The 25,418-nt window shown below is 53.1% G+C and carries 21 protein-coding genes and 1 tRNA gene; 12 read left to right on the top strand and 10 right to left on the bottom strand.

Annotated features, from left to right (window positions below):
* Nucleotides 1–67: 67 nt before the first annotated feature.
* Nucleotides 68–949 carry a YbbR-like domain-containing protein gene (locus tag OO017_RS10945; protein ID WP_266052530.1) on the top strand — a complete coding sequence of 294 codons (882 nt, stop codon included), beginning with the start codon at nt 68–70 and terminating at the stop codon, nt 947–949.
* A gap of 1 nt (nt 950) precedes the next feature.
* Complete coding sequence (coaE, locus tag OO017_RS10940; protein ID WP_266052529.1) at nt 951–1,547, top strand: dephospho-CoA kinase; 597 nt, start codon at nt 951–953, stop codon at nt 1,545–1,547.
* A gap of 184 nt (nt 1,548–1,731) precedes the next feature.
* Here coaE and OO017_RS10935 read toward each other — a convergent pair.
* Nucleotides 1,732–1,806: transfer RNA gene (locus OO017_RS10935), tRNA-Val, on the bottom strand.
* A gap of 187 nt (nt 1,807–1,993) precedes the next feature.
* Between OO017_RS10935 and OO017_RS10930 the strand changes: the two genes are divergently transcribed.
* The gene (locus OO017_RS10930) at nt 1,994–4,504 is read left to right on the top strand and encodes an AsmA-like C-terminal region-containing protein (protein ID WP_266052528.1); all 2,511 of its coding nucleotides are present in this window, start codon (nt 1,994–1,996) and stop codon (nt 4,502–4,504) included.
* 337 nt (nt 4,505–4,841) lie between these two features.
* Here OO017_RS10930 and OO017_RS10925 read toward each other — a convergent pair whose 3' ends face one another.
* The 3 genes from OO017_RS10925 to OO017_RS10915 are packed head-to-tail and all read right to left on the bottom strand — an operon-like array spanning nt 4,842 to nt 8,399.
* A complete protein-coding gene (locus OO017_RS10925) occupies nt 4,842–6,020 on the bottom strand; it encodes a mechanosensitive ion channel family protein (protein WP_266052527.1) in 1,179 nt (392 codons plus the stop codon).
* A gap of 15 nt (nt 6,021–6,035) precedes the next feature.
* Nucleotides 6,036–7,268: a Glu/Leu/Phe/Val dehydrogenase dimerization domain-containing protein gene (locus OO017_RS10920; RefSeq protein WP_266052526.1), complete on the bottom strand. Its 1,233-nt coding sequence runs from the start codon at nt 7,266–7,268 to the stop codon at nt 6,036–6,038.
* Nucleotides 7,269–7,325: 57 nt separating this feature from the next.
* The gene (locus tag OO017_RS10915; protein ID WP_266052525.1) at nt 7,326–8,399 is read right to left on the bottom strand and encodes an anhydro-N-acetylmuramic acid kinase; all 1,074 of its coding nucleotides are present in this window, start codon (nt 8,397–8,399) and stop codon (nt 7,326–7,328) included.
* Between the two features lie 121 nt (nt 8,400–8,520).
* Here OO017_RS10915 and OO017_RS10910 point away from each other — a divergent pair, with 121 nt between their 5' ends.
* A complete protein-coding gene (locus tag OO017_RS10910) occupies nt 8,521–8,829 on the top strand; it encodes an ArsR/SmtB family transcription factor (protein ID WP_025608763.1) in 309 nt (102 codons plus the stop codon).
* Nucleotides 8,830–8,955: 126 nt separating this feature from the next.
* Here the strand turns inward: OO017_RS10910 and hemA are convergent, their stop codons facing one another.
* Nucleotides 8,956–10,239 (bottom strand): glutamyl-tRNA reductase, encoded by a 1,284-nt coding sequence (gene hemA / locus OO017_RS10905; protein WP_266052524.1) that lies wholly within the window; start codon nt 10,237–10,239, stop codon nt 8,956–8,958.
* Nucleotides 10,240–10,352: 113 nt separating this feature from the next.
* On the opposite strand from hemA, the gene OO017_RS10900 reads away from it, so the two are divergent.
* Complete coding sequence (locus OO017_RS10900) at nt 10,353–11,534, top strand: sensor histidine kinase (RefSeq protein WP_266052523.1); 1,182 nt, start codon at nt 10,353–10,355, stop codon at nt 11,532–11,534.
* Nucleotides 11,535–11,635: 101 nt separating this feature from the next.
* Nucleotides 11,636–12,574 (top strand): GNAT family N-acetyltransferase, encoded by a 939-nt coding sequence (locus tag OO017_RS20030; protein WP_266052522.1) that lies wholly within the window; start codon nt 11,636–11,638, stop codon nt 12,572–12,574.
* A gap of 72 nt (nt 12,575–12,646) precedes the next feature.
* Here OO017_RS20030 and OO017_RS10890 read toward each other — a convergent pair whose 3' ends face one another.
* The 3 genes from OO017_RS10890 to dusB form a co-directional block, all read right to left on the bottom strand.
* On the bottom strand, nt 12,647–14,635 hold the full coding sequence (locus tag OO017_RS10890) for a Na+/H+ antiporter NhaC family protein (RefSeq protein ID WP_266052521.1): 1,989 nt from the start codon (nt 14,633–14,635) through the stop codon (nt 12,647–12,649).
* 194 nt (nt 14,636–14,829) lie between these two features.
* Complete coding sequence (locus tag OO017_RS10885) at nt 14,830–15,672, bottom strand: DMT family transporter (protein WP_266052520.1); 843 nt, start codon at nt 15,670–15,672, stop codon at nt 14,830–14,832.
* A gap of 308 nt (nt 15,673–15,980) precedes the next feature.
* Nucleotides 15,981–16,976, bottom strand: coding sequence for a tRNA dihydrouridine synthase DusB (gene dusB / locus OO017_RS10880; RefSeq protein WP_266052519.1), 996 nt, complete (start codon nt 16,974–16,976; stop codon nt 15,981–15,983).
* A gap of 53 nt (nt 16,977–17,029) precedes the next feature.
* Here dusB and OO017_RS10875 point away from each other — a divergent pair, with 53 nt between their 5' ends.
* From OO017_RS10875 to OO017_RS10860, 4 genes are all read left to right on the top strand, one after another.
* Entirely contained in the window at nt 17,030–17,995 is a 966-nt protein-coding gene (locus OO017_RS10875) for a CPBP family intramembrane glutamic endopeptidase (RefSeq protein WP_266052518.1), read from the top strand.
* A gap of 54 nt (nt 17,996–18,049) precedes the next feature.
* Nucleotides 18,050–18,877, top strand: coding sequence for a phosphatidate cytidylyltransferase (locus OO017_RS10870; protein ID WP_266052517.1), 828 nt, complete (start codon nt 18,050–18,052; stop codon nt 18,875–18,877).
* 105 nt (nt 18,878–18,982) lie between these two features.
* On the top strand, nt 18,983–20,257 hold the full coding sequence (locus OO017_RS10865) for a Glu/Leu/Phe/Val family dehydrogenase (protein WP_266052778.1): 1,275 nt from the start codon (nt 18,983–18,985) through the stop codon (nt 20,255–20,257).
* Nucleotides 20,258–20,374: 117 nt separating this feature from the next.
* A complete protein-coding gene (locus tag OO017_RS10860; protein WP_266052516.1) occupies nt 20,375–21,058 on the top strand; it encodes a phosphatidylserine decarboxylase family protein in 684 nt (227 codons plus the stop codon).
* A 199-nt stretch (nt 21,059–21,257) separates the two neighbouring features.
* Here the strand turns inward: OO017_RS10860 and OO017_RS10855 are convergent, their stop codons facing one another.
* On the bottom strand, nt 21,258–21,740 hold the full coding sequence (locus tag OO017_RS10855; protein ID WP_266052515.1) for a free L-methionine (R)-S-oxide reductase MsrC: 483 nt from the start codon (nt 21,738–21,740) through the stop codon (nt 21,258–21,260).
* 73 nt (nt 21,741–21,813) lie between these two features.
* Nucleotides 21,814–22,845, bottom strand: coding sequence for a bifunctional diaminohydroxyphosphoribosylaminopyrimidine deaminase/5-amino-6-(5-phosphoribosylamino)uracil reductase RibD (gene ribD, locus OO017_RS10850; RefSeq protein WP_266052514.1), 1,032 nt, complete (start codon nt 22,843–22,845; stop codon nt 21,814–21,816).
* A 227-nt stretch (nt 22,846–23,072) separates the two neighbouring features.
* Between ribD and prmC the strand changes: the two genes are divergently transcribed.
* Together prmC and OO017_RS10840 are read left to right on the top strand one after the other, a co-directional pair.
* A complete protein-coding gene (prmC, locus tag OO017_RS10845; RefSeq protein WP_266052513.1) occupies nt 23,073–23,927 on the top strand; it encodes a peptide chain release factor N(5)-glutamine methyltransferase in 855 nt (284 codons plus the stop codon).
* A gap of 201 nt (nt 23,928–24,128) precedes the next feature.
* Entirely contained in the window at nt 24,129–25,418 is a 1,290-nt protein-coding gene (locus OO017_RS10840; RefSeq protein ID WP_266052512.1) for a nucleotide sugar dehydrogenase, read from the top strand.

Genomic DNA, 25,418 nt, shown 5'->3' with positions numbered 1-25,418 from the left:
CTTATGGTTTATGAGGCCATTCCAGCCACGGACAAAGCAATACTGGCGAGTAGTATTGCTTTGTTTTGTGGCGGCCTCAACCTTCTGGCTTCTTAATGCCCTGAACAAAAGCTATAGTACCCAAACCTCATACCCTATCCGGTTTGTGTACGACGAGAGCGAACTTATTCCCATTAAGCCACTGCCCCAGGAGGTGGCCATTAACGTGACCGGCAAAGGCTGGAAGCTGCTGCGCAAGAGCCTGAGGCTGGAGGTGCAGCCCGCCGAGGTGTACATCCGTGACCTGCCGCGCAACAATTACCTGCTGGGCTCAGCCCTGCGCCCATCGCTCGTGAATGCCCTCGATGGCCTTCAGCTTAACTTTGTGGTTACCGACACCATTTACTTCGATTTCGACCCCAAAGTAAGAAAGCGTATAGCCCTGCGCCTGGATCCAACCCAAAAACTGACAGACAACCAGCATGCCATAGTCGGCTCAGTGCGGATTAACCCCGACAGCATTACGTTTACCGGGCCATCGTCTCTGATAGACAGCCTGCCGAACCCTTTTCTGCTGCGCCTGCCAGAGGAGCAGACGCTGGCGGAGCCATCAAAAATACCTGTGCCGATTAACTACAACTATAAATCGCTGGTAGAGGCGAATGTGGAGGAGGCGCAGGTGATCGTGAACGTGAAGAGCCTTGTGGCGGAGGAGCGGCAGTTGTTGCCTGAGCTGGTAAACGTGCCGGCGGGGGTGGCGCTAAGCCTGCGTCCTCCAATTGTGGTATTGCGTTACCAGGTGCTGCAAGACTCCATGGCCACGCTGAACCGCTCTGCTTTTAAAGTAGTACTCAACTACAACAAGTTCAACCCCATCGACTCTACACTGGTGCCGGAGCTGGTACAGAAACCTCGTGGCATACGCAATGTGCAGGTGTGGCCTAACCGCATCAAAATTTCCAGACAATAGTATGTTGAAGATAGGTATAACCGGCGGCATAGGGGTTGGTAAATCCATAGTAAGCCGTTTGTTTGCCGTGCTTGGTGCGCCTGTGTATGATGCAGATAGCCGTGCCAAGTGGGTAATGCACCACAACAAAGCACTGCGGCAGGAGCTGTTGCAGGCTTTCGGCCCCGAAACCTTTACCGAGGCCGGGGAGTTGGACCGTGGGTACTTGGCTGGCGTAGTATTTAATAACCCGCAGCGGCTGGAGCAACTCAATAGCCTGGTACACCCGCACGTGGGCAAGGACTTTGAAGTATGGGCCGCCTCGCATGCCGGAAAGCCTTATGTGCTGAAGGAGGCTGCGCTGATGTTCGAGTCGGAGTCGTGGAGGCAGATGGATGAAGTGATAGCCGTATACTCACCGCTGGAGCTGCGTATTAAGCGCCTGCTTAAACGCGATACGCACCGCACCGAGGCCGACATCCGCGCCATCATAGGCCGTCAACTGAGCGAGGAGGAGAAAATGCGCCGGGCCCAGCACATCATCTATAACGACGACAAGCAGCTGATCATCCCGCAGGTGCTTGCCCTACACGAGCAGTTCGCTAAGGCAGGTGCCTAAGTATAAATAAACCCTTGATTCTGCGAGTAATAAACTTGTTGCCTGCGCGGCAGCAGGAGAGGCATACTATGCTCCATGCGAACGCGTTGGTAAAGTATAGCTAATGCTAAAAAATAAGGGCTGTGGGAGCCGGAGTAGAAAAGTATGGATATAAAATAAGGACAACTTTGCAGTTGTCCTTATGTGGGGCGTACTGGATTCGAACCAGTGACCCCCTGCTTGTAAGGCAGGTGCTCTGAACCAGCTGAGCTAACACCCCGTTTTTTGTTTTCGTTGACCTTTTGTCCCCGTTTGATGATGCAAATATGGAGGTTATTTTTGAGACTGCAAAACATCTGCTAAAAATTTCTTAATTTTTTTTTCATCGTCAGTCTTCTATTGCCAACGTGTTATTACTACTGTACCTTTAGGTTTTATAAGGTGCTATAAATCTGAACTTTCGCCAAGTGAGAAAAAGAGTGGTAAGAAAAGTGCTATTTTATGGAGTTGCTGTTGTGGTAGCGGCACTGGGCTTGGCGTTGGCGCTTGTGTACACATATCAGGATAAAATAATCGAGCTTTTTGTGGCAGAGGCGAACAAGCACATCAAAACAAAGGTGGATGTGCGGCAGATTTCGCTCTCGCTCTTCGAAAAGTTTCCGCAGGTAGCCGTTTCGCTGGACGAGGTGAACGTACATGAGGGGCTGGAGGACAGCGAGGAGTCGCTGGCGCGAGCCGACAAGCTGTACTTTACCTTTAGCCTGTGGGATGTGCTGCGCGGCGAGTACAGCGTGAAGCAGTTTTACATGGAGCAGGGCGAGGTGTACGTGAAGGTGCTGCCCGACGGAAGAGTTAACTATGAGATCATCGCCACAGACTCCACTGCCGCTGATGACAAGGAGTTCTCATTCGACCTGGAAAGTATAAACCTGAAGGAGGTGGCCATCCACTACATCGATCAGCAGCTGAAGCAGACGTATGAGGTGGAAGCGCACCAACTGGCCGCGGCCCTTGCCATCTCCCCTGAAACCATCGACATTGAGGCCGAGGGGCAGGCAACCATCCAGACAATTAAAATCGGCACCGGAGAGTACTTCAAAGGCAAGCGCGTTAACCTGAACTCGGGGCTAAGTATAAACCGGCAGGCGCAGACCATTGCGCTTCAGCCATCGGTGGTGCAGGTAGAGGAGGCGGCCTACGAGGTGGGCGGTGCCATTGCCTACAAGGATGCCACGGAGCTGGACCTGCAACTGAAAGGCAAGAACACCAACATACAATCGCTGCTCTCGCTGTTGCCACAAAGTATGACGGAGGAGTTTAGGCAGTACCGCAGCGAGGGAGAGGTATACTTTAATGGCACCGTGAAGGGCAAAGCTTCCGGCAGGCACACACCACGGGTCAGTTTCAGCTTCGGGGCCCGCGATGCCTCGTTCTTCCACCCTGATGTGCAGCAGCGCGTGGAAAAGATCTACCTGACGGGCAGCTTTACGAATGGCGAAAAGCAAAATGCCGCTACCTCGGTGCTGGAGCTGAAAGAACTTAACGGTGTACTGAACGGCAGGCCGTTTAAGGGTAACCTGAAGTATAGCAACTTCGATAACCCTTTCATCGCTTTCGATGTGCAGGGCATGTTAGATGTGGGCTATGTGCTGGGGCTCGCCAAGATAGAGGAAGTGCGCAGCGGCAGCGGACTGGCAGATGTGCGCATCGCCTTTTCCGGTAACCTGAACGAGTTTAAGGCGCGGCCCGGCAACAGCACCCTCAACACCACCGGCGACATTACGCTGCACAACGTGTCGCTTACACTGCAGGAGCTCCCGCTACCGCTGAGCAACCTCACCGGCAACTTCATGTTTAAGCACAACGATGTGGCCGTGTCTGATTTTAAGGGCAAGCTGGGCGAGTCTGACTTTGCCATAAACGGGATGTTTAAGAACGTGATGGCCTGGCTGATCCTGAAGAACCAGCGCCTGCTGGTGGAGGCCGACTTCAGGAGCCGCTACCTTAACTTTGACCAGCTGCTGAGTGAGGAACTGAATACCCCGGAACAGGCTCGTACCGGCGACAGCTACAGGCTGATCATCTCCCCGGATATCGCCTTCGACCTCAGCGCCTCCATCGACAGGCTGCGGTTCAGAAGGTTCAGGGGTAAAGGTATCAGGGGGGAGGTAAAGCTACGGAACCAGGTGGTCTCTACTCCAAACATCTCGTTTCGGGCCATTGGCGGGGATTTTGCCGTGCGGGGTAATCTGGATGCCCGCACCAACAACCATATCAAGCTGAGCACTGCCGCCAAGCTTAACAGCATGAGCGTAGACAGCCTGTTTTACGTGTTCGAGAACTTCCACCAGAACTTTATAGAGGAGCGGCACCTGCGCGGCCTGCTTACAGCCAACATCGTGTCGGATGTATACTTCGACAGCCAGCTAAACCCTAAGACTAACCTACTGCAGGCAGAGATTGAGGCTACGGTACGGAACGGGCAGCTCATCAACTTCCCGCCCATGCAGAAGATGTCCGCCTTTGTGAAACGCACAGAGTTGGCCAACATGCACTTTGCCGAGCTGCACAACTCTTTCTGGATACAGCAGGGCACCATCTATATTCCAGAGATGGATATTCGCTCTAACCTGTCTGCGGCGCCGGTGGTGTCTATCTCGGGTACGCATACGTTCGATCAGCTGATGGACTATAAAATAAAGCTACCGCTCTTCAGTAGCCGGCGCCCTGATAAGGATGCCCGCTTCGGCATGGTGGCGGAAGACCCTGACGCCGGTAGCAGCAACCTCTTCTTGACGCTGAAAGGCAGCGAGAGCGACTTTAAAATTGCTTACGACGATGAGCGCGTAAGGCAGAAGATAAAAACTGATCTGAAGCAGGAGGGGCAGGAGCTGCGAGACCTGCTGCGGGGCAAAAAGCCAAAGGAAAAAGAGAAAGAAGTGGAGCTACAGGAAGGAGAGTATTTTGACTTTAATTAAGGCGTAAAGTTCCCGCAAAGGGCAGAATTTAATAAGAAAGAGTAAATATCCTTAAAAAATTCTATCTCTTTACTCACTCATATGGCCTGTTAACCTTAAAATAAGAGCCGTATAAGGTAAAAGTTATACTTTGGTTGTAACTATGGCTAAAGCAGACCGTTTAAGAAATCAAATCTGCAGGAAACAGTACTTGCAGCGCTTAAGGATTTAGGTTTACAGGGATATAGTTTTCCCAATTTGGTTAAGATGATGACATAACCGCAACACTGTAATTCAGAAGAATTTAAGATATAAGGGTGAAAAAAAAGCCGGAGCTTCTCCGGCTTTTTTATTTTAGCTATTCTAAGTCTGAGCCTCCAAAGTATGGCTTCTCTGAGGGTGGTTGCGGTGTGCCCTTCTCCTGTGTCTGTTGCAGGTACAGCGTCTGGGTCGGGAAGGCGAACTCCGCGCCATGGCTTTCCACGATCTCTACAATCCTGTAGTTGATCTCCTCTTTGATATCGATGTATTCATTCCAGTCCATGGTATCCACATAGTACAGCACCATTACATCCTTAGAGTGGGCCCCCAAGTTTAGGAAGCGCACACGGCCATCCTGGTTCGTGCGCGGATGTTGGTCAATGTACTCCTGAATATCGCGGGTAATGGCGCGTATCTGCTCGGAAGTGGTATCGTAGGTGAGGTTCACGTCGAACTTGGCCCGGCGGAAGGTGCGCAGCGTCAGGTTATCGAGCGGCTTATCGATCATCAGCTTATTGGGCACCGTCACGAAGCTTTTCTCCAGGGTGCGGAGGCGTGTGCTCCGAAAGCCCACTTTCTCCACCACACCGATCAGCTCGCCCACCTGCACCAGGTCGCCGGCCATAAAGGGCTGGTCCAGGAAGATGGTGAAGGAGGCCAGCAGGTTCTCAAGGCTCTCTTTGGCGGCAAAGGCAATGGCAAGGCCACCCACACCGAGGCCTGCCACCAAACCCGTAACATTCACCCCGAACACCGACCCCAGCATTACCAGGAAGGAGAAGATCACCACCATCACCTTCGTGAAATCCTTAAAGAACGGAACCAGCTGGTCGTCCAGCTTAGAGGCGGTTCTCTCGGTGCGGTAAGTGAAAACCAGCCCCACAAAGTCCACGAAGCGCAGCAAAGCCCATGTTAGCGCCACAATCACGAATACCTGGTAGGTGCGGAACAGGAAGGTTTTCAGAAAAGGGTCGCTCTCCTGAAGGTCATCCGGCTTTACCGGGTAATCCAGCACCTGAAAGGCTAAGAATAAAAAGATGAGGAACAGGAGCACCTCCAGCGGCTGCACAAGCAGGCGCCTGAACTCAGGCAGTTGTGCTTCCGGCCAGAACCTGCTGCCAAGCCTGTACACCAACCCGGATATCAGGCGGGAGAACATGGTTTTAAAGATGAACCCAACCAACAGGATAACCGCAGTCAGGGCATACTCCGCCACAGAATTTCCGAGGAACTCCTGGCGTAACCAACCGCTGTTAAGCAACTCTTCCAGATTCATAAGCATAAACTATAGTTAGAGCAGCTGGCTCAGGGCAATCTCAAAGCTGGTTTTGGCGATCTCTGTTATCTGCACCTGCTTCTCATGCGATTTCTCCAGAGCCGTGCGGATGGTGTTGGAGGTGTCGCTGAAGATGGCTTCATCCGTGATCTCCACTTCGCTCTCCATCAGGTAGGCAAACACACGCGCCATGCCGCAGTTGGCTATAAAGTCGGGTATAACGGACAGGTTGCGGTCAGCAAACTCGCCGGTTGGGCCGAAGAAGATCTCCGGATCCTGGAACGGTACGTTGGCACCGCAGGAGATAACCTCCATGCCACTCTGGATCATGCGGTCTACCTGGTTGCGGGTTACGAGCCTGGAGGCAGCGGCAGGTATGAATATCTCCGCTGACAGGTCCCAGATACGGTTGTTGGCGTCCTCAAACGAAAGTATGCCTGGCGTATCCGGGTTCAGGGCATTGCCCTGTCGGCTCAGGAACAGGTCGGTGATCTCTTCAAAAGTATAGCCGCTCTCCTTTATCAGGCCGCCGGCGCGGTCAATGATGCCGACTATCTTTACGCCCTTAGAAGCCAGGTAGTAGGCTGCTGCTGCACCCACGTTTCCCCAGCCCTGTATAATGGCGCGTTTGCCCTCAAACTGGCCTCCCCAGATGTCGTAGTAGTGGCGCACGGCCTCAGCTACGCCATACCCTGTTATCATGTCGGCAATGGTATACTTGCGAGCCGTGGAAGGCGAGAAGTGCGGATCCTCGATCACCTTTACCACACCCTGCCGTAACTGGCCAATCTTATTGATCTTCTGCGGTTCGGAGGCGTTAAAATGGCCGTTCACTACACCCTCCTGCGGGTGCCACAGGCCATAATCCTCTGTTATCGGGATTACCTCGTGTATCTCATCCACGTTCAGGTCGCCGCCGGTGCCGTAATAGCTTTTGAGGAGCGGGATAACGGCCTTGTACCAGCGCTGCAGCACACCGCGCTTGCGTGGGTCTGCCGGATCGAAGTTGATGCCGGATTTGGCGCCGCCAATGGAAGGGCCGGACACGGTGAACTTCACTTCCATGGTCTTCGCTAATGACTCCACCTCGCGCTTGTCCAGGCCTTTACGCATACGCGTACCGCCTCCTGCCGCACCACCGCGCAGCGAGTTGATCACCACCCATCCTTCGGCCTCGGTCTCAGGGTCTTTCCATTCAAAAACTATCTCAGGTCTCTTGTTCTCAAACTTTTCGAGTAAGTCTTTCATTCCAGTTTATCTGTTGTGGTTTAAGGGTTGCGCAAAGGTACAAAATTTAGCTCGGGCTTAGCAGAGGTAGATGGCCCCGCCTGTATTGTTGCGGCTGGCCCCGGTTACGCTGCTAAGGCAGTTGTGTTCGCCGCGCCAGCGCAGCACGCCCAAAAAGGCGAATATTAGCGCTTCCTTAAACGATACCACCTCCGGCGCAGGCACCTCCACCTCGTACTGCGCACCCAGCTGCTGTTTTATTTGCTCCACCAAGTATGCGTTAAACGCCCCGCCGCCCGTTAGTAGTACACGGTGCCGCCCCTCGTGCAGCAGCGGCAGCGCCTGGCGCAGTTGCTGGGCAATGTGGTGGCAAACGGTGTGGAGTTTATCGGCTACGGAGGCTTGGCTCTCTTCTATACTTTTGAGGCTATACTGTAGCACCCACTCCTTACCCAGCGATTTGGGAGGAGGTGTGGAGAAGTGGGATGGGGAGTTAAGTGCTTCTAACAGATTGTGTTGCAGGGAACCTGAGCGGGCCAGGTCACCGTTATTATCATAGGGCATGCCTAAGCTGTTAGCCAGCGTGTTCAGCAGCATGTTGCAGGCGCTGGTATCAAAAGCCCGCCGCGTGTTGCGCTGCGCGTACGAAACATTGGCTATGCCACCCAGGTTTACACAGTAGTCATAGTTGCCGAACAGCAGCTCATCGCCGATGGGCACCAGCGGTGCGCCCTGCCCGCCCAAAGCGATGTCGAGGGTGCGGAAGTCGCAGACCACCGGCAGCTGTGCATGGGCGGCCAGGTAGGCCCCGTGCCCGAGCTGCAGCGAGATGTGCTTGCCGGGCTGGTGAAAAATGGTGTGGCCATGCGAGGCAACAAAATCAGGGTGTATTTCGTGTTGTTGTACAAACTCATGAACCTGTTGGCCCATAAACCTGCCAAAGGCGTGGTCCAGCTCCACCAGTTCCAGGGCGGTTGCCGTCTCGGCACCACGGAGGGAGTCAATTAGTTCATCGGTATATGGTAATGTAGTAGTATTTAGTATCTCATATATCCAATTTTGAGATTTGTACGTAAATCTACAGTAGGCAATGTCGAGGCCATCGAGCGACGTCCCTGACATTAGCCCGATTACATGATAAGAAGTATCCATTGGCCAAAAATAATAAAAGCACGCCAATGATTTTCAGCCAAATAGTGCAGGCTCCGTATATATCTTATTATGAATAGGATTGAAAAATGAATTGTAGAAACTGTTAGGTATAATTTTAATTATGAAAAGTTTGTTGTCAAGAGTTGAATCGAAGAAGATAGATAAGGCGGCAGCCATGCTGAAAGTACTGGCACACCCCAAAAGACTGGCGATTGTGGATTTGCTCGGAAAAGAGGATAAAATGACTGTTACAGAGATTTATAAACAGTTAGACCTTCCCCAGGCTATTGCATCGCAGCACCTCATTACACTAAAAGACAAGGGCGTGCTCTCGTCTTTCAAAGTGGGAACCAAGATTTACTACTCACTGGCCATCCCGAAATTGATCGACGTGATTGATTGTCTGGAAGAATGCTGCATTGATATATAAGCATAAGCCTGCACCATGGTGCGGTTATTCTTGGCCAGTGGAAGAAACAACTGAGGCCCCCGTGCATCTCTTAAGCAGAGATTTGCGGAGGCCTCAGTTGTTTTTTTACTAAAAAAAAGAGGCTGTTTACTCGAATTTCTGATCTGCTTCTGCGGGCTGATTTTCGAGGTTGAAGAGGTCGTTGAGCAGGTCGATGAGGGTCTCTGCCTCGCCACGCTTGCAGGCCGCCTTCAGTTGCAGCACCGGCAGCTTTATGATTTTCTGCATCATAGACTTGGTGATGCTATCCACTAATTTTGTCTCTTTCGGACCCAGCTTCTTCACATAGCGGGCCATCTCCTCCTGGCGTATAGTCTCCAGCGCACCCTTCAGGCGCTGTATCGTCGGCGACACCATCATCTCTTTGGACCAGTCGTTGAACTGCTCCATAGACTCAGCAATGATCTCCTTCACCTTCGGCACTGAGTTAATGCGGCGCTGTAAGGCCTCAGAAGCCTTATTCTGGATGGTATCGATGTTATAGAGCAAGACTCCGGGTATACTTTCTACCTCCGGCTCCACGCTGCGCGGCACAGCAAGGTCAATAAAGAACTTAAACGTTAGCACATCCAGGCGCTTTACCATTTCTTTGGTGAAGAAAGGCGTTTCGCGGGCTACGGAAGAGATGATCACATCCGCCTCCTTCATGCCCTGTACAATCTCCTCGAACGGCAGTATCTCCATCTGGCACTCCTCGGCAAGCGACAGGGCTTTGGCCTTCGTGCGGTTGGTGATCTTTACGTTCTTAAAGCCCAGGTCTTTCAGGTTGCGGCACACATCGGCCCCGATCTCCCCCAAACCAACCACCAGTATACTTGGGTTCGTGATGTCGGCGGTCAGTTCCTCAATCAGCTCGATGGCGGCATACGAGGTGGAGGCAGCCCCGTCTCTGAAAGAGGTCTCCTGCACCACACGCTTGTTGGTGAAGAAGATGGTGTGCATCAGGCGGTGCAGAAAAGGGCCGGCGGTTTCGTTGTCGGCGCTCCACTGGTAAGCCGTCTTCACCTGGTTCGAGATCTGCATATCGCCCACCACCTGCGACTCGAGTCCCATCGATACATTGAACAGGTGCTGTACCGCGTCGTCATGCTCGTTCAGGATGGTGAAATAGTCAAGATACTGGGAGATGTTCTCGATGCCCTTGGTAATGCCAAGCAGCTTTACAATCTCTTTGCTGTAGTCGTTATCGGAGTTGTAGTATACTTCGGTGCGGTTGCAGGTTGATAAAACGAGTATATCAGAAGCCTGTATAAAGCCCTTGAGGGTCTGTAAGAAAAGTCTGCACGAGGATTCATCTAAGGCAATCAGCTCCCTGATATCCAGCGGCGCTTTCTTATACGACAGGCTGATTGCTTTAAAGTTCTGAAGCATAATAACGTGGGTTCTACTAAAGTGCAAAGGTATAGTTCTAATTTTTAAAATGAAACTTACTTGCCCTCTATGTTTAATTTATACTAATTTCAAATAAATTACGTGTTTACTGCATGATTCCCATCTACTCCCAGAAGAACAGGATAAAGCTTGTTGTTGTTATCATTGCCCTTATCATCGGTGCCGCCACCATTACCTATACCAATATACTTGTGAGCAAGTTATCGGAGCGGGAGCAGGAGTTGGTGCAGCTTTACGCCAAGGGCCTGCGTTACATGATCAACGCCCCCAGCGACGACAATATCGTGTTCATCGAGGAGGAGATTCTGTCATCCAACACTACCGTCCCCGTTATCCTGACAGATGAAAACGAGAATATTCTCGATTCTAAGAACATAAATATCCCGGAAAACATTTCGGATAAGCCTGATAAAATAAACGAATACCTGCAGGGCGAGATTGAGAAGATGAAGGAGCAGCACGAGCCGATCGTGGTGCCCTGGGCGGAGGGCTCTGTCAACTACGTGTTTTACAAGGACTCTGAGCTGCTCTCGCAGCTGCGCTATTACCCTTATGTGCAGCTGATCGTTATTTCCTGCTTTGCGCTGGTGGCATACTTTGTCTTCAGTTACTCGCGTCGTGCCGAGCAGAACAGGGTATGGGTGGGTTTGGCCAAGGAAACGGCGCACCAACTGGGCACGCCCCTGTCGTCGCTGATGGCTTGGTATGAGTACATCAAGGCCAACCCGAAGTTCGAGAACGAGCCGATACTGGAGGAACTGGGCAAGGATGTACGGCGCCTGGAGATCATCACGGAGCGTTTCTCCAACATCGGCTCGGTGCCTGCGCTGCGTGACGAGAACATCCTGCAGGTGACGGAGAATGCCATTAACTACTTGCAGAACCGTATCTCGCGCAAGGTGGCCTTCTCGGTAGAGACTGCTTTTGCGCCCGACATTACAGCTAAGGTCAACGTGTCGCTCTACGATTGGGTGATCGAGAACATCTGCAAAAATGCCGTGGATGCCATGGAGGGCCGCGGAAGTATAAACATACAGCTGGTGTTGCTGGGCAAGAGCAGCATCGCGGTGGATATTACCGATACGGGTAAAGGTATCCCTAAAAGTAAGGTTGACTCGGTATTCCTGCCCGGTTTTACCACCAAAAGGCGTGGCTGGGGCTTAGGCCTGGCACTTGCCAAGCGCATCATCGATAACTATCACGACGGCCGGCTGTATGTGAAGTGGTCGGAGGTGGGCAAGGGCACCACTTTTAGAATTGTGCTGAATCGTTAATCGATCAGGATCTGCAGTTATAAACGATCGTACTTGTTATAAGAATCACTATTCAGGCAGAAGTTATAATAAATCAGAAAAATCCCCTTAATCACCGGTCTGTGGAGGTAGTAAAGTATAGCGCAAAGTATAAACCTGAATGGGATGCGTTTGTGCGGGCGTCGAAGAACGGCACGTTTCTGCTGCTGCGTGATTACATGGAGTACCACGCCGACAGGTTCACGGATCACTCGCTGTTGTTTTACCACAAGGGCAGGTTAGTGGCGCTGCTGCCGGCGAACGAGGCGGGGCAGCGAGTAGAGAGTCACGGTGGCCTGAGCTACGGCGGCTTCATCACAGACAAAGGTATGAAAGCCGCGCTGATGCTGGAGGTGGTGCAGGCCATGAAATCATACTTTCAGGCAGGAAGCTTCCAAAGTATACTTTATAAAGCGATCCCGCATATCTACCATCAGCTGCCTGCCGAGGAAGACCTTTACGCGCTGTTCCGACACGGAGCCATACTTTTCCGGCGGGATGCCAGTTCTGTGATCGCCATAGGAGGAGCTGCCAAGTATAGCAAAGACAGGAGGTGGCGCCTGTCGCAGGGGAAACGGATGAATCTGCAGGTGGGGCTGTCAGGGGATTACAAAAGCTTTCTTGACCTGGAGGCGAAGTTGCTAAAGGAGAAGTATAACACGGCTCCCGTGCACACGGCTGAAGAGATGCAGCTGCTAGCCAGTCGCTTTCCAGATAACATCAAGCTTTACACTGCTACGGATGCCGGCGAGCTGTTGGCCGGGGTGTTAGTTTACGAAACGGCTGCTGTGGCGCACTCGCAGTACATTGCCACTTCCGACAAAGGCAGAGAAGCACATGCGCTGGATGTGCTGCTGGACTGGCTTCTGACAGAGGTATACCATGGGAAATCATATTTCAGCTTCGGGATTTCTACGGAGCAGCAGGGGCAGTACCTGAACGAGGGGCTGGTGCGGAACAAGGAGAGCTATGGAGCCCGCGCCATCGTGCACGACTTTTATGAGCTGAGCCTGGATGAGTGAGGCCACAGACAAGTATAAAAATAGCGCGGCTGCCCCGAACCAGGGCAGCCGCGCTATTTTTATACTTTTACTTTAGGCCACCTCTGCGGCAGGTACAACCTCTACTTCGTTTTTCTTGCCCAGGAGTTTTATCAGTCCCCAAAGTATGGCGGCGCCAATGGCGTAAACCAGCAGCCAGTGCACCCCAAAGGAGGAGAGGTTGGTGCAGACAATATTGGCTACCAGGGCCACCGTGAGGGCGTAAGGCAGCTGTGTCTTCACGTGGTCAATGTGGTTGCAGCCGGAGGCCAGCGAGCTCAGGATGGTGGTATCGGAGATAGGGGAGCAGTGATCGCCGAAAACGGAGCCTGCCAGCACCACCGATATCACATTGTAAATGATCGGCATCGTCTCCTCCATACTTAAGCCCTGCTGCTGGCACACGTACCAGGCCGCCGGCATCATGAGTGGGTAAAGTATGGCCATGGTGCCCCAACTGGAGCCTGTCGAGAAGGCAATAACAGCCGCCAGGAAGAAGGTGATCTCCGGCAGGAAGTGCGGGGATATGTTGCCTGAGAACAGCGAGGTTAAATACTCCGCCGTGTACAGCTCCTGCGTTACTGCCGCCAGAGACCAGGCCAGTACCAGTATAAGTATGGCCGGCAGCATGGTTTTGAACCCAACCACCAAAGACTCCATCGTTTCGGTAAGGCTCATGATGCGCTGGCTTGCCGTTAGGGCAATGGCCACGATCACGCCACTCAAAGAGGCCCATATTAGGGCAGTGTACGAGTTAGAGTCGCCGATGGTGATGGAGAGCTTGCGCAGGAAGCCGATGCCGGCATCGTCCCATACTTCCGGGCTGTAACCCGTGTAGAGCAGGCCAATCATGGTACCCCCGATCACGGTGAGCACGGGCAGCAGCGCGTTAATGGCGCGGGTGCGGGTCTCGTCGATCGGCTCAAACTCGGCCATTTCCTGTTGCTGCTTCTCCTGCCCGGCGCGGTCGGTGCGAACTGCGGATACCTCGCCAGTGGTGCGGGCTCTTACCTCGGCCTTATGCATGGAACCGAAATCGCGGTTCATCAGGATCAGCATCAGCATAAACACCAGCGTGAGCACCGGGTAATAAGCATACTCCAGCGAGTGGAAGAACATAGAGTATGCGCCTTCCTCAATACCCAAGCTGGCGGCTGCGTCTTTAATGTAGCCCAGCTCAGCCCCAATCCAGGTGGTTACGAAGGCGATGGCGGCCACAGGGGCGGCGGTACTGTCTACTATGTAAGCCAGTTTCTCTCGGGACACGCGGTGGCCATCGGTTACGGGGCGCATGGTGTTGCCCACGATCAGGGTATTGGCGTAATCATCAAAGAAAATAGCCACGCCCAGAACCCAGGTTACCACTTGCGAGCTTTTAGCCGATTTGGCATAACGCGAAAGCAGGTTCACCACGCCGGCCATGCCGCCGTTCTTGGAAATAATGGCCACCATGCCCCCGATCAACATCGAGAAAATAATTACCGAAACGTGGTCGCCGTCGGTGAGGGCCTCCATGAGGTACGTGTCGCCTACGGCCAGCAAGCCCGTGAAAATAGATTTAAAGGAGAGCCCGTAAATCACGAAGCCACCTATCCAGATGCCGGCGAAAAGCGCCAGCAGCACCTCCCGGAAGATAAGCGCCAGCACAATAGCGATAAGCGGCGGCAGTATGGACAGCCACATCGGGAACTCGCGCACACCGCGCTCCTCCTCCACATCCATGCGGTAGAGGCGGGCCAGGGTATGGGTGCCCATGTTGGCGCTAACCTGTACAAGGTCGGCACTTTCGGGAAGAGAGAAGGTGGTTTCGCCGTCGGTAAACTCGGACTCCTGCAGCTCCCCGTTAATGCGCAACGGCAGCACGCCGCTATACTTCATCAGGTTGCCCGTTTCTGTAACGGTGCGCAGGGTAAAGGCTGTGTCGTTTATAGCCTGTAGCTGTAGTTCTTCAATGTCTTCTTTGGAAACCAGGTCTTGCGCCATGGCTTGCACCGATAGCAGCAGGAGCAACAGGAGGCTCAGGAGGGGCTTGTAAAGCTTCATTCAGAATGTTGACGGGTTTGTAAACTCCCTAAGATAGAAAAGAATTAGGAAACTCAGAAATGTTTGTACCGCACGGTAGCGCCTACACTGTGCAGGCCAGCAAAAGTGCAGCAGCGGCAAAAGAGAAGTATAAAGTGGGCTGGTTATACTTGAAGGGAAATCCGGATGATTGTTTTTGCCTGTGCAACACGTAGTTACTTTGCCCTGTTCACGATAAACACTCCTGCCAGGATCACCACCATGCCCATATAATGCCACAGCTCGATGGTTTCGCCGTCCAGCACGCCCCACATCAGCGCCACGATCGGAATCAGGTAGGTGGTGGAGCTGGCGAAGAGGGTGGTGGATATGTGGATGAGCTTGTTGAAAAGTATAAGCGCGATGGCGGTGCTGAACACGGCAAGTATGGCGATGTACATGAGCGCCTCCCAGGCTCCCGGCACATGCTGCAGCTTGTAGAAAAAGTCGGTGCTTAGCAGGTACACCAACGATACTGGCCCTACCGTTAGCAGCGCCAGGCTGGAGATAGCGATGGGTTTAATGCCATGCAGCCGGTGCTTGATAATGTTTACGCTGCCGCCGTAGAAGATTGTGGCCAACACAATGTACAGGCCATAGTATTTGTTATCCAGGTCTGCGCTGCCGTTACCGGAGAAAATGAGCACAGCCGTGCCCACTATGCCGATAATAATACCGAGCATGCGCATCCAGGTGATGGACTGGCTGAAGAAGATGGCGCCCACCAGTAGCGTGAACAGCGCCGTGAGGGAGTTGAGTACACCGGCCAGTCCGCTGGCCAGGCGCGTTTCGGCGTAGGCAAACAGGAAGGCTGGGAAGAAGTTGCCCAAAAGACCGCTGCCCAGTAAAAACTTCCAGCTGCCTGGCTCCACTTTGCGCATGTGCTTTATGGCAAACGGCAAAAGCGCGGCGCAGGCGATCACCATGCGCAGGGCGCCCAGTTCATCCGAGGAGTAAACCACCAGCCCCTTCTTGATAAGTATAAACGAGGTGCCCCAGATCAGGGCAAGTATAACCACCAGGAGCCAGGCCAGGGCTGGCGTCGAAGTGTCTTGTGCGGCGGGTTTAGTAGCAGTTTTGATAGTCTGGAGTGTTAAAAGGTTACAAAGTATGGTGTTGCCACAAAAATAAGCATCGGGGCGGCAGATTTGTTTGCCTGCCGTAAGGTCTATTTATAATCTGTCAGGAACAGTGGTTTAACAAAGGCAAATAGCTAAACGGCTTTACACTTTCAACCCGATTCTTGCGGATTTATACTTGTTGCCCAAAAGAATAATCCCCGGCCGAATGCGGCAGGGGATTGAAAAAGTATAACGGAGGCGGCAGTCTACCTTTCTACCTCCGCATAGCTCATGGTCTGGGCAATCTCATCCAGCGTGTCGTAGATCTCCTGTATGTCTTCAGACTGCACCAGTTTCATGCGCAGCGGCTTGAAGTGCGGCAACCCGCGGAAATAGTTGGTGTAGTGGCGGCGCATCTCAAAAATACCCAGTTTGTCGCCTTTCCACTCCAGCGAGTGCGTAAAGTGCTGGCGGCAAACCTCCACGCGCTCCTCCAAGGTTGGTCCCGGCAAGATCTCGCCGGTTGCCATATAATGCTTGATCTCGTTGAAGATCCACGGGTAGCCTATGCTGGCGCGGCCGATCATAATGCCGTCCACGCCATACTTGTTGCGGTACTCCACAGCTTTTTGCGGCGAGTCGATATCGCCGTTGCCGAAGATCGGGATGTGCATACGCGGGTTGTTCTTCACCTCTGCAATCAGGCTCCAGTCGGCCTCGCCCTTGTACATCTGCACGCGTGTGCGGCCATGTATACTTAGCGCTTTTATGCCGATGTCCTGCAGGCGCTCCGCCGTCTCTACTATATACTTGGTGTCCTCGTCCCAGCCCAGGCGCGTCTTTACGGTAACCGGTAGGTTAGTCGCCTTCACGATCTCCTCGGTCATTTTCACCATCTTCGGGATGTCGCGCAGCAAAGCCGCACCCGCTCCCTTGCAGGCCACGTTTTTTACAGGGCAGCCATAGTTGATGTCGATCAGGTCCGGCCCGGCCTGTGCCGACACGATCGCCGCCTCGCGCATGGACTCAATGTCTGAACCGAAAATCTGGATGCCGATAGGGCGCTCGTAGTCGAAAATGTCGAGTTTTTGCACACTTTTGGCGGCATCACGTATCAAACCCTCAGAGGAGATAAACTCTGTGTACATGAGGTCGGCACCGTTGGCCTTGCATACTTTGCGGAAGGGCGGATCACTCACGTCCTCCATCGGTGCCAGCAGCAACGGAAACTCCCCTAACTCTATGTTAGCAATCTTTACCAAAGCAAAATTTAATTATTCGCGTAAATTTACGCCAATTAAACCTAATTCTCCCTATGAAAGGTTTCATCTCGAAAGATCTTCACCCAAGTTGGGTATTGTTACTGCTGTTAGTTTACATGGCCGGCGGCTACTTTGTAGCTATGTTTGTGGTGAGCATTCTGGCAAACCTGATCTTTGGGATAAGCTTTATTGAGTTGGCGGGCGTGGCCTCCGCTCCCGCCGAGCACCCGCAGGGGGCAGGCGTGATGCTGCTGCTGCAGGGGGTGCTGCAGTTCTTCGCTTTTATCGTGGCGCCGCTGTTCCTGCTGCTCTCGCTCCACCTTAAGCTGGATGACTATCTGAACCCGAAAGTGCCCTCGCCGTGGCTGCTGGTGCTGCTCACCGGCCTGCTGATCATTGCCATTATGCCGGCCAACTCGGTCATCATCAACTGGAATGCTAACCTGAATTTTCCGGATTTTATGGATGGGTTTGAGCGCTGGGCGCGGGCGCAGGAGGAACAGCTGGCCGAACTCACCAAACTTATCGCCCAATTTAACTCTTTGCCCGAGCTGCTGATAGGCCTGGTGATTTTTGCCGTTATACCTGCCGTGGGCGAGGAGCTGGTTTTCCGGGGCATTATGCAGCGGCAGGTCTTCCGGTGGTTCGGCAATATACACGTGGCCATCTGGGTAACGGGTATCATCTTCGCGGCGATACACGTGCAGTTCTTCGGGTTTTTACCACGGGCCATACTTGGTGCGTTGTTCGGATATTTATACTTTTGGTCGGGCCGTATTATTGTGCCGATCGTGGCGCACTTCGTGAACAACGGGTTTACCGTTTTTCTGCTATACTTGCAGCAGACACGCGCCATTGACGCCGATATTGAGAGTACTGAGGCAATGCCGTGGTACAGTATCACGCTATCGGTGCTGGTAAGTGCGGTCATTATCTATTTCCTTTACCAGGCATTTGCCCGTTTGCCTTTGCGTCACCCACGTGTGGCGGAGGCCGGCGTGTCAGAAGACCTAGAATAAAGAAACCAAACCCTAACCCTTACACTTGTCGCCCTGCCGACACAACTCCTGTACATGAGTAACAAGCTATCAACCCTCAGTAATTTAAATCAACGGATCATAGTAGGGGTGCTGGGCGCAGCAGTGTTTATAGGCGGCATCTGGTTCAGCGAGTGGACCTATTTTCTGCTGTTCCTGGGGCTCACCCTGCTGGGTGTCTCCGAGTTTTATACGTTGGTAGGCGTACAGGGCATACGGCCTAACCGGCCACTGGGGCTTCTGCTTAGCAGTGTGTTTTTTGCCTCCATGTTCCTGGTGCAGAAAGAGTTGGTACCTGCCGAACTGCTTTACCTCTCGCTGCCGCTGCTGTTTCTGGTGTTTATCGCCGAAATGTACCGCAAAAAGCCGCAGCCTTTCACCAATATTGCCTTTACGCTTACGGGCGTGGCCTACGTGGCTGGCCCCTTCGGGCTGCTGCACCTGCTGGGCTTCCTGAATGATGGCTATAGCTGGCAACCCATACTTGGGCTGATGCTGCTCATCTGGGCCGCCGACACGGGCGCCTACATCTTTGGCAAGAGCTTCGGGAAACATAAGCTGTTCGAGCGCATCTCGCCGGGCAAGACCTGGGAGGGGTGGGCAGGCGGTGCGCTGCTTACGGTGCTGGTAGGCTACGGCCTGTCGTATCTTTTCGCCGATCTGGAGGTATACCAATGGGTAGGGGTAGCTGTGATTGTGGCCATTTTCGGGGTGCTGGGCGATCTCTCAGAGTCGATGCTGAAGCGCAGTTTGGGTGTGAAAGACTCTGGTACTCTGCTGCCTGGCCATGGGGGGCTGCTCGACCGGTTCGACAGCCTGCTGATGGTGATTCCGTTTATCGTGGCCTTCCTTAAAATCTTCTAAAAAATTTTGTAGCCCGCCTTTAGGAGGTTGTGTGTATAATTCTCAACTTTACCCCGGAATTAAATTAACTGATTAAGTACTCACTAATAAAATTAAGAGTAGATGATGTTATACAAAGAGCCAGCTCCGATCAAGGATAAAGAAAATCCCTTTGAGTCGATGATGTCGCGTTTTAATATAGCGGCTGAGGTGCTGGGGTTGGATGAGGAAGTATACAACGTGCTGAAGTCTCCGACGCGTCAGGTAATCGTGAATGTGCCTGTTACGATGGACGATGGCAAGGTGCGTGTGTTTGAAGGATACCGCGTAATTCACTCCACCATCCTGGGCCCGTCTAAGGGCGGTGTGCGCTATGCGCCGGATGTGTTCCTGGACGAGGTGAAGGCGCTGGCCGCCTGGATGACCTGGAAGTGCGCCGTGGTGGATATCCCGTACGGTGGTGCCAAGGGTGGTATCATCTGCGACCCGTATTCTATGTCTGCCGGTGAAATAGAGCGTCTGACAAGAGCCTATACTTCGGCCCTGCTGGATATCTTCGGCCCGGACCGCGATATTCCTGCCCCGGACATGGGCACGGGCCCTCGCGAAATGGCCTGGCTGATGGACGAGTACTCTAAGACAAAAGGCTCTACGGAGCACGCTGTGGTAACCGGCAAGCCGCTGGTGCTGGGTGGCTCACTGGGCCGCGTAGAGGCTACCGGCCGTGGTGTAATGGTGTCGGCGCTGGCCGCTATGGATAAACTGGGCATGGACCCAAGCAAGTCTACAGCTGCGGTACAGGGCTTCGGCAACGTGGGCGCCTGGGCCGCCAAACTGATGGCAGAGCGCGGCGTGAAGATTCTTGGCGTGAGCGACGTGAGCGGTGCTTACTGGAACGACAATGGTATCGACATCGAGGAGGCAATTGAGTACAAGAACGCGCACAACGGTCGCCTGGAAGGTTTTAAAGGAGCAGAGCAGATGAACCCGGACGACCTGCTGACTTCTAAGGTGGACGTGTTGGTGCCGGCTGCCGTGGAAGACGTGATCACGATTCACAACGTGGATAAGATCCAGGCCCGCTTGATTGTAGAGGGTGCCAATGGCCCTACTTCTTACAAGGCCGACAATATCATCAACGAGAAAGGCATTATGGTAGTGCCGGATATTCTGGCTAATTCAGGCGGTGTAACCGTGTCATACTTTGAGTGGGTGCAAAACCGCATGGGCTTTAAGTGGACGCTGGACCGCGTAAACGAGCGTGCCGAGCGTATCATGAACGAGGCCTTTGAGCGCGTTTACGCCGCTTCGCAAAAGTATAACGTACCAATGCGTATCGCGGCTTACATCGTGGCAATCGACAAAGTTGCCATGACTTATAAGTACCGCGGCGGCTTCTAAAATATTTTTTAGAAGAATAATCGAAAGATTATATAATTTTGAAGCAGGTATTAGCCCATCCACGTAACTGGATGGGCTTTTATGAGTTTAAAGTACCTGCGGCAAACATAAAAACGGATGAAAATTCACAAGGAAGGACGGAAGATATTATTTTTTACATTGCTGGCGCTTGTAGCGCTGAACCTGTTGCTCTACAATTTTAACGCTGAGAACGATACCTTTAACAGGATATTCTCCGGCGTGTCAGCCGTTCTTTTCCTGCTGATCCTGCAGTTTTTCCGCAGCCCTTACCGCACCCTGCTGCTGCACGAAGACCTGATCATAGCCCCGGCCGATGGTAAAGTGGTGGTGATTGAGGAGGTGGAGGAGCCGGAGTATTTCCAGGACAAGCGCAAGCAGATCTCCATCTTCATGTCGCCGATCAACGTGCACATCACGCGTAACCCGGTATCCGGTATCGTAAAGTATTTCAAATATCACCCGGGCAATTATTTTGTGGCCTGGCACCCTAAGTCGAGCACGCAGAACGAGCGCACCACGGTGGTGGTGGAGTCTACGGCTGGTCCGGAGGTGCTCTTCCGCCAGATTGCCGGAGCCATGGCGCGCCGCATCGTGTGGTATGTGAGCGAGGGCGATGAGGTGAGCCAGGGCGAGGAGTTCGGCTTCATCAAATTCGGCTCCCGCGTGGATATCTTCGTGCCACTTGATACTGAGATAAAGGCCGAACTCGGCCAGAAAACCAAGGGTGGCCAGACGGTTATCGCCCAGCTGAAGACACCGCCGCCGACATTGTTTGGGTAAGCCTCATCAACCAGGTATAAAACAAAAAGCCGCTGCAAGTATAAACTGCAGCGGCTTTTTTTGTCTGAATCAGGTTTTACAGGATCAGTGGATGAGCAGGATTCGTAGAGACGCAAAATTTTGCGTCTATTTTGACCTGGCGCAAGTACGCGTCGCTAAACTTGCGGCAGGCATATCCAACGAATAACCAATAACGAAATTAATACCAGCTCTCCACCAGTTTCATCAGCTGCTCCAGGTATTGCTGGTCCACTTCGTCGAAATCGTTCAGCTTGTCGCTGTCCACGTCCAGTACCAGCTTTACCTCGCCGTCTTTCATGGCAGGCAACACGATTTCGGATTTAGAGTCGCTGCTGCAGGCGATGTGGCCCGGGAAAGCCTCGACATCCGGCACCAGAATAGTTTTCTGCTGTGTGTAGCAGGCGCCGCAAACCCCCTTGTGGTAAGGGATGCGCGTGCAGGCGATCGGCCCCTGGAACGGACCCAGCACCAGTTGATTTTCCTTGTTAAAGTATACGCCTACCCAAAAGAAGCCCATGCCCTGGCGCAGTGCGGCCACCAAGTTCGAGATGTTGGCAATCAGGTCGGTCTCGCCTGAAGTCAGGGCTTCTATCTGCGGAAGCAGCGCTTTGTATTTTTCCTCTTTGCTGAGAGCAGTGTCTATGATTAATGATTCGGCCATGTATAAATTTTGAATGTGTGATTTCAGAATGAGTAAATGTGCTGATGTATTGGTAAATGATTAATGATAATTGTTACATGTTCCGGTAGTGCAACAGCTGATCCGGGCCTAAAGTTTGGATGCGCTGCAGCTGGCCAAATGCCATACCTGGTGCTTTTATACCTGCCGGAATGGTTTTGTGCAGGCTCTTGAACACGAGGGCCTCATCCCAAAGGTTGGCCTGCAGCAGGCTCTCCAGCAGAAACGTGCCGCCCTCTACCATCACCGACAGCACATTGCGGCTGTGCAGGTCTTCCATGATCTGCGGAAGTATGGGTTGGTCCTCCTGCATTTGCACAAAGTATAAATTATCGCGGTTTTCCTGCTGCTTGTAAGTGTAAACCACCGTTGGCTGACTGCCATCGAACAGGTGCAAATGCCCGGGCAACAGCAGCTGCTTGTCGATGACCAGGCGCAGTGGGTTTGGGCCGTGCCACAGGCGCGTGTTCAGGCGGGGATTGTCGTAGAGGGCGGTGCGGCTGCCCACAAGTATGGCTTGTTCCTCGGAGCGCCACTTGTGCACCAGCCGCTGCGCCAGCTTGCCACTGATCTGCTCCTGCTGGTAGTTGGCCGCTGCTATAAAACCATCTGCGGTCTCAGCCCACTTTAAAAGTATAAACGGCCGCTTCTGTGTATGAAAAGTAAAGAAGCGCTTGTTCAGCTCCAGGCCCTCGTCCTCCAGCACACCCACCTTCACCTGTGCGCCCGTATCAAACAGCTTTCGGACGCCGCGCCCGGCCACCAGCGGGTTGGGGTCAGTGTTGCAGATTACTACGTCCTTTACGCCGTGGCTGATGAGCAGGTCGGCGCATGGAGGCGTTTTGCCATAGTGCGAGCAGGGCTCCAGCGTTACGTACACCCGGCTTCGGGGCAGCAGGCGCTTGTCCTCCACGGCGGCAATGGCGTTTACCTCCGCGTGTGGCCCGCCATACTTCTGGTGCCAGCCCTCGCCGATGATCTGCCCCTCGTGCACCACCACGCAGCCCACCATGGGGTTTGGTGAAGTATGGCCACCGCCCAGTTGGGCCAGCTCCAGGGCGCGTCGCATGTACTTTTCGTCGGACATAATGGAGAGTTAGAAGGGTAGAAATTTAAAAGGTTAAAAAGTTAAAGCAAGAAGGCATTCAAAAATGGTAGCAAAACACCAACGGAGCAAAGATTTCAGGCTTTTCAAGCTATGGTGCTCGCTCCGTAAATAATAGAGCATCACTTTCTAACTTTTTAACCTTTTAAATTTCTAACCCAGAAAGTTCTATTTTTGCAAAGATACCTAAATCAACAGAAAGTACAGACGTGGCTACAATCAAGCAGTTGCAGGAGCGCATCCGGGAAAGTATAAACGCGGCGTACCCCGAGCCAGAGGCAGGAAGTATAGCCCAGCTGGTGCTGGAGCATGTGCTGCAGAAAAACCGCATGCAGCTGTCGCTGGCGCAGCAGGAGCAGGTTGCGCCGGGGCTTGAGGCGCAGGTAGAGCAGATAGTGGCCAGGCTGCAGCAGCAGGAGCCGGTGCAGTATGTGCTGGGCGTGGTGCACTTTTACGGCCTGGAGCTGCAGGTGGATGAGCGGGTGCTGATTCCGCGCCCCGAAACCGAGGAACTGGTGGAGATGGTGCTGCAGGAGCACAAAGGGCAGCAGGGGTTGCAGGTGCTGGATATCTGCGCCGGGAGCGGATGCATTCCGGTGGCGCTGGCATCGAACCTGGCAGGCGCAAAAGTATACGGTCTGGAGGTGTCGGAGGGAGCGCTGGAGGTGGCACGAACCAATGCCGCAAAGTATAAACTGCCGGTAGAGTGGCTGCAGGCGGATATTTTTGAGCCGGTGCCAAGTATAAAACCCGCTTCTCTTGATATCATCACGAGCAATCCGCCGTATGTGCTGGAACAGGAGAAGCTGCAGATGCGGGAGAACGTGCTGCAGTACGAGCCGCACCTGGCGCTGTTCGTGCCCGACCAGGACCCTTTGAAATACTATAGAAGGATAACGGAGGTGGCGCTGGAGCTGCTGAAAAAGGGCGGAGCCTTATACTTTGAGATAAACGAGCGTTACGGGCAGGAGGTGCGGGCGCTGCTGCTGGAGGCTGGCTTCAAAGAGGCGCAGGTGGTGCAGGACCTGTTCGGCAAAGACCGTATGGTGCGGGGTGTAAAGTAGCTCCGGCGGAAAAATCAATCGGAATTATCCAAAGTAATAGTTAAAATTGTACTTTTGTGGTAAAATTGGCTGTTTACTGCCCGGTGGCTGCTTAAAAAAGCGGTTGCAAAGCAATGGAGAAGTATAAAAGCCCGTTTTGCTCACAAACTGGCTGCTCAGCCGAAATGATAGAACTTGCAACACATTTAAACTATACATAACGTGTACCAGGAAATACTAAACAAAGAAGCCAAACTTGCAGTGATTGGCTTAGGCTATGTAGGGTTGCCTATCGCGCTGGCCTTCGCTAAAAAAATTAAGGTGATCGGGTTCGATATCAACTCGAAGCGCGTGGAGATGATGCGTAACCACATAGACCCGAGCGGTGAGCTGGAAAGCAGCGAGTTTGAGGGAGCCGACATCGAGTTCACAGACAGCCTGGACGTGCTGCGTGAGGCGAAGTTCTTCATCGTGGCCGTACCGACGCCGATTGACAACTATGCTCAGCCTGATCTGAAACCCCTGCTTTCGGCCTCTACCACAGTAGGTAAAGTGCTGAAGAAAGGCGACTTCGTGGTGTTTGAGTCTACAGTATACCCTGGCTGCACCGAAGAAGACTGCGTGCCGGTGTTGGAGCGCGAGTCGGGCCTGAAATTCGGCGAGGACTTTAAAGTGGGTTACTCTCCGGAGCGTATCAACCCGGGCGATAAGGAGCATACCTTGGCCAAGATCGTGAAAGTGGTTTCCGGAAGCGATGCGGAGTCGGCAGAGGAGATCGCCAAAGTGTATGAGTTGGTGATTGATGCGGGCGTGCACCGCGCCTCTTCCATAAAAGTAGCCGAGGCTGCCAAAGTGATCGAGAACACACAGCGCGACCTCAACATCGCCCTGATGAATGAATTGTCCATCATCTTTGACAGGATGAACATCAACACTTACGAGGTGCTGGAGGCTGCGGGTACTAAATGGAACTTCCTGCGCTTCTCTCCAGGCCTGGTTGGCGGGCACTGCATCGGCGTGGACCCTTATTACCTGACCTACAAGGCAAAGGCGCTGGGCTACGATGCCAAAGTGATCCTGAGCGGCCGCACCACCAACGACACCATGGGCGCGCACATCGCCAACAAACTGGTGAAGATGATGATCATGCGCGGCAAGAACATCTCGCAGACGAAGGTGTTGGTAATGGGTGCCACGTTTAAGGAGAACGTGGAGGACATCCGCAACTCGAAGGTGGTAGACGTGATCCGTGAGCTGCAGAGCTTTGGCGTGAACGTGGAGGTGGTGGACCCTTATGCCAGCTCAGAGGAACTACAGCACGAGTATGGCTTTGGCCTGGTGGAAGAGGCTGGCAAAGACTATGACGCCGCAGTGGTAGCCGTGCCACATAAAGCCTACATGGAGCTGGATGAGGCTTACTTTAAGTCCATCATGAACGGTGCACCTATCCTGATAGACCTGAAAGGCATTTACCGCAATAAGATCAGCGAAATCGAGTATAAGAGCTTATAA

The sequence above is a fragment of the Pontibacter anaerobius genome (genome assembly GCF_026241195.1).
Classification (GTDB): domain Bacteria; phylum Bacteroidota; class Bacteroidia; order Cytophagales; family Hymenobacteraceae; genus Pontibacter; species Pontibacter anaerobius.
Note: the sequence above shows the minus strand (reverse complement) of the source record. Positions and strands in the feature narration are given on the sequence as shown.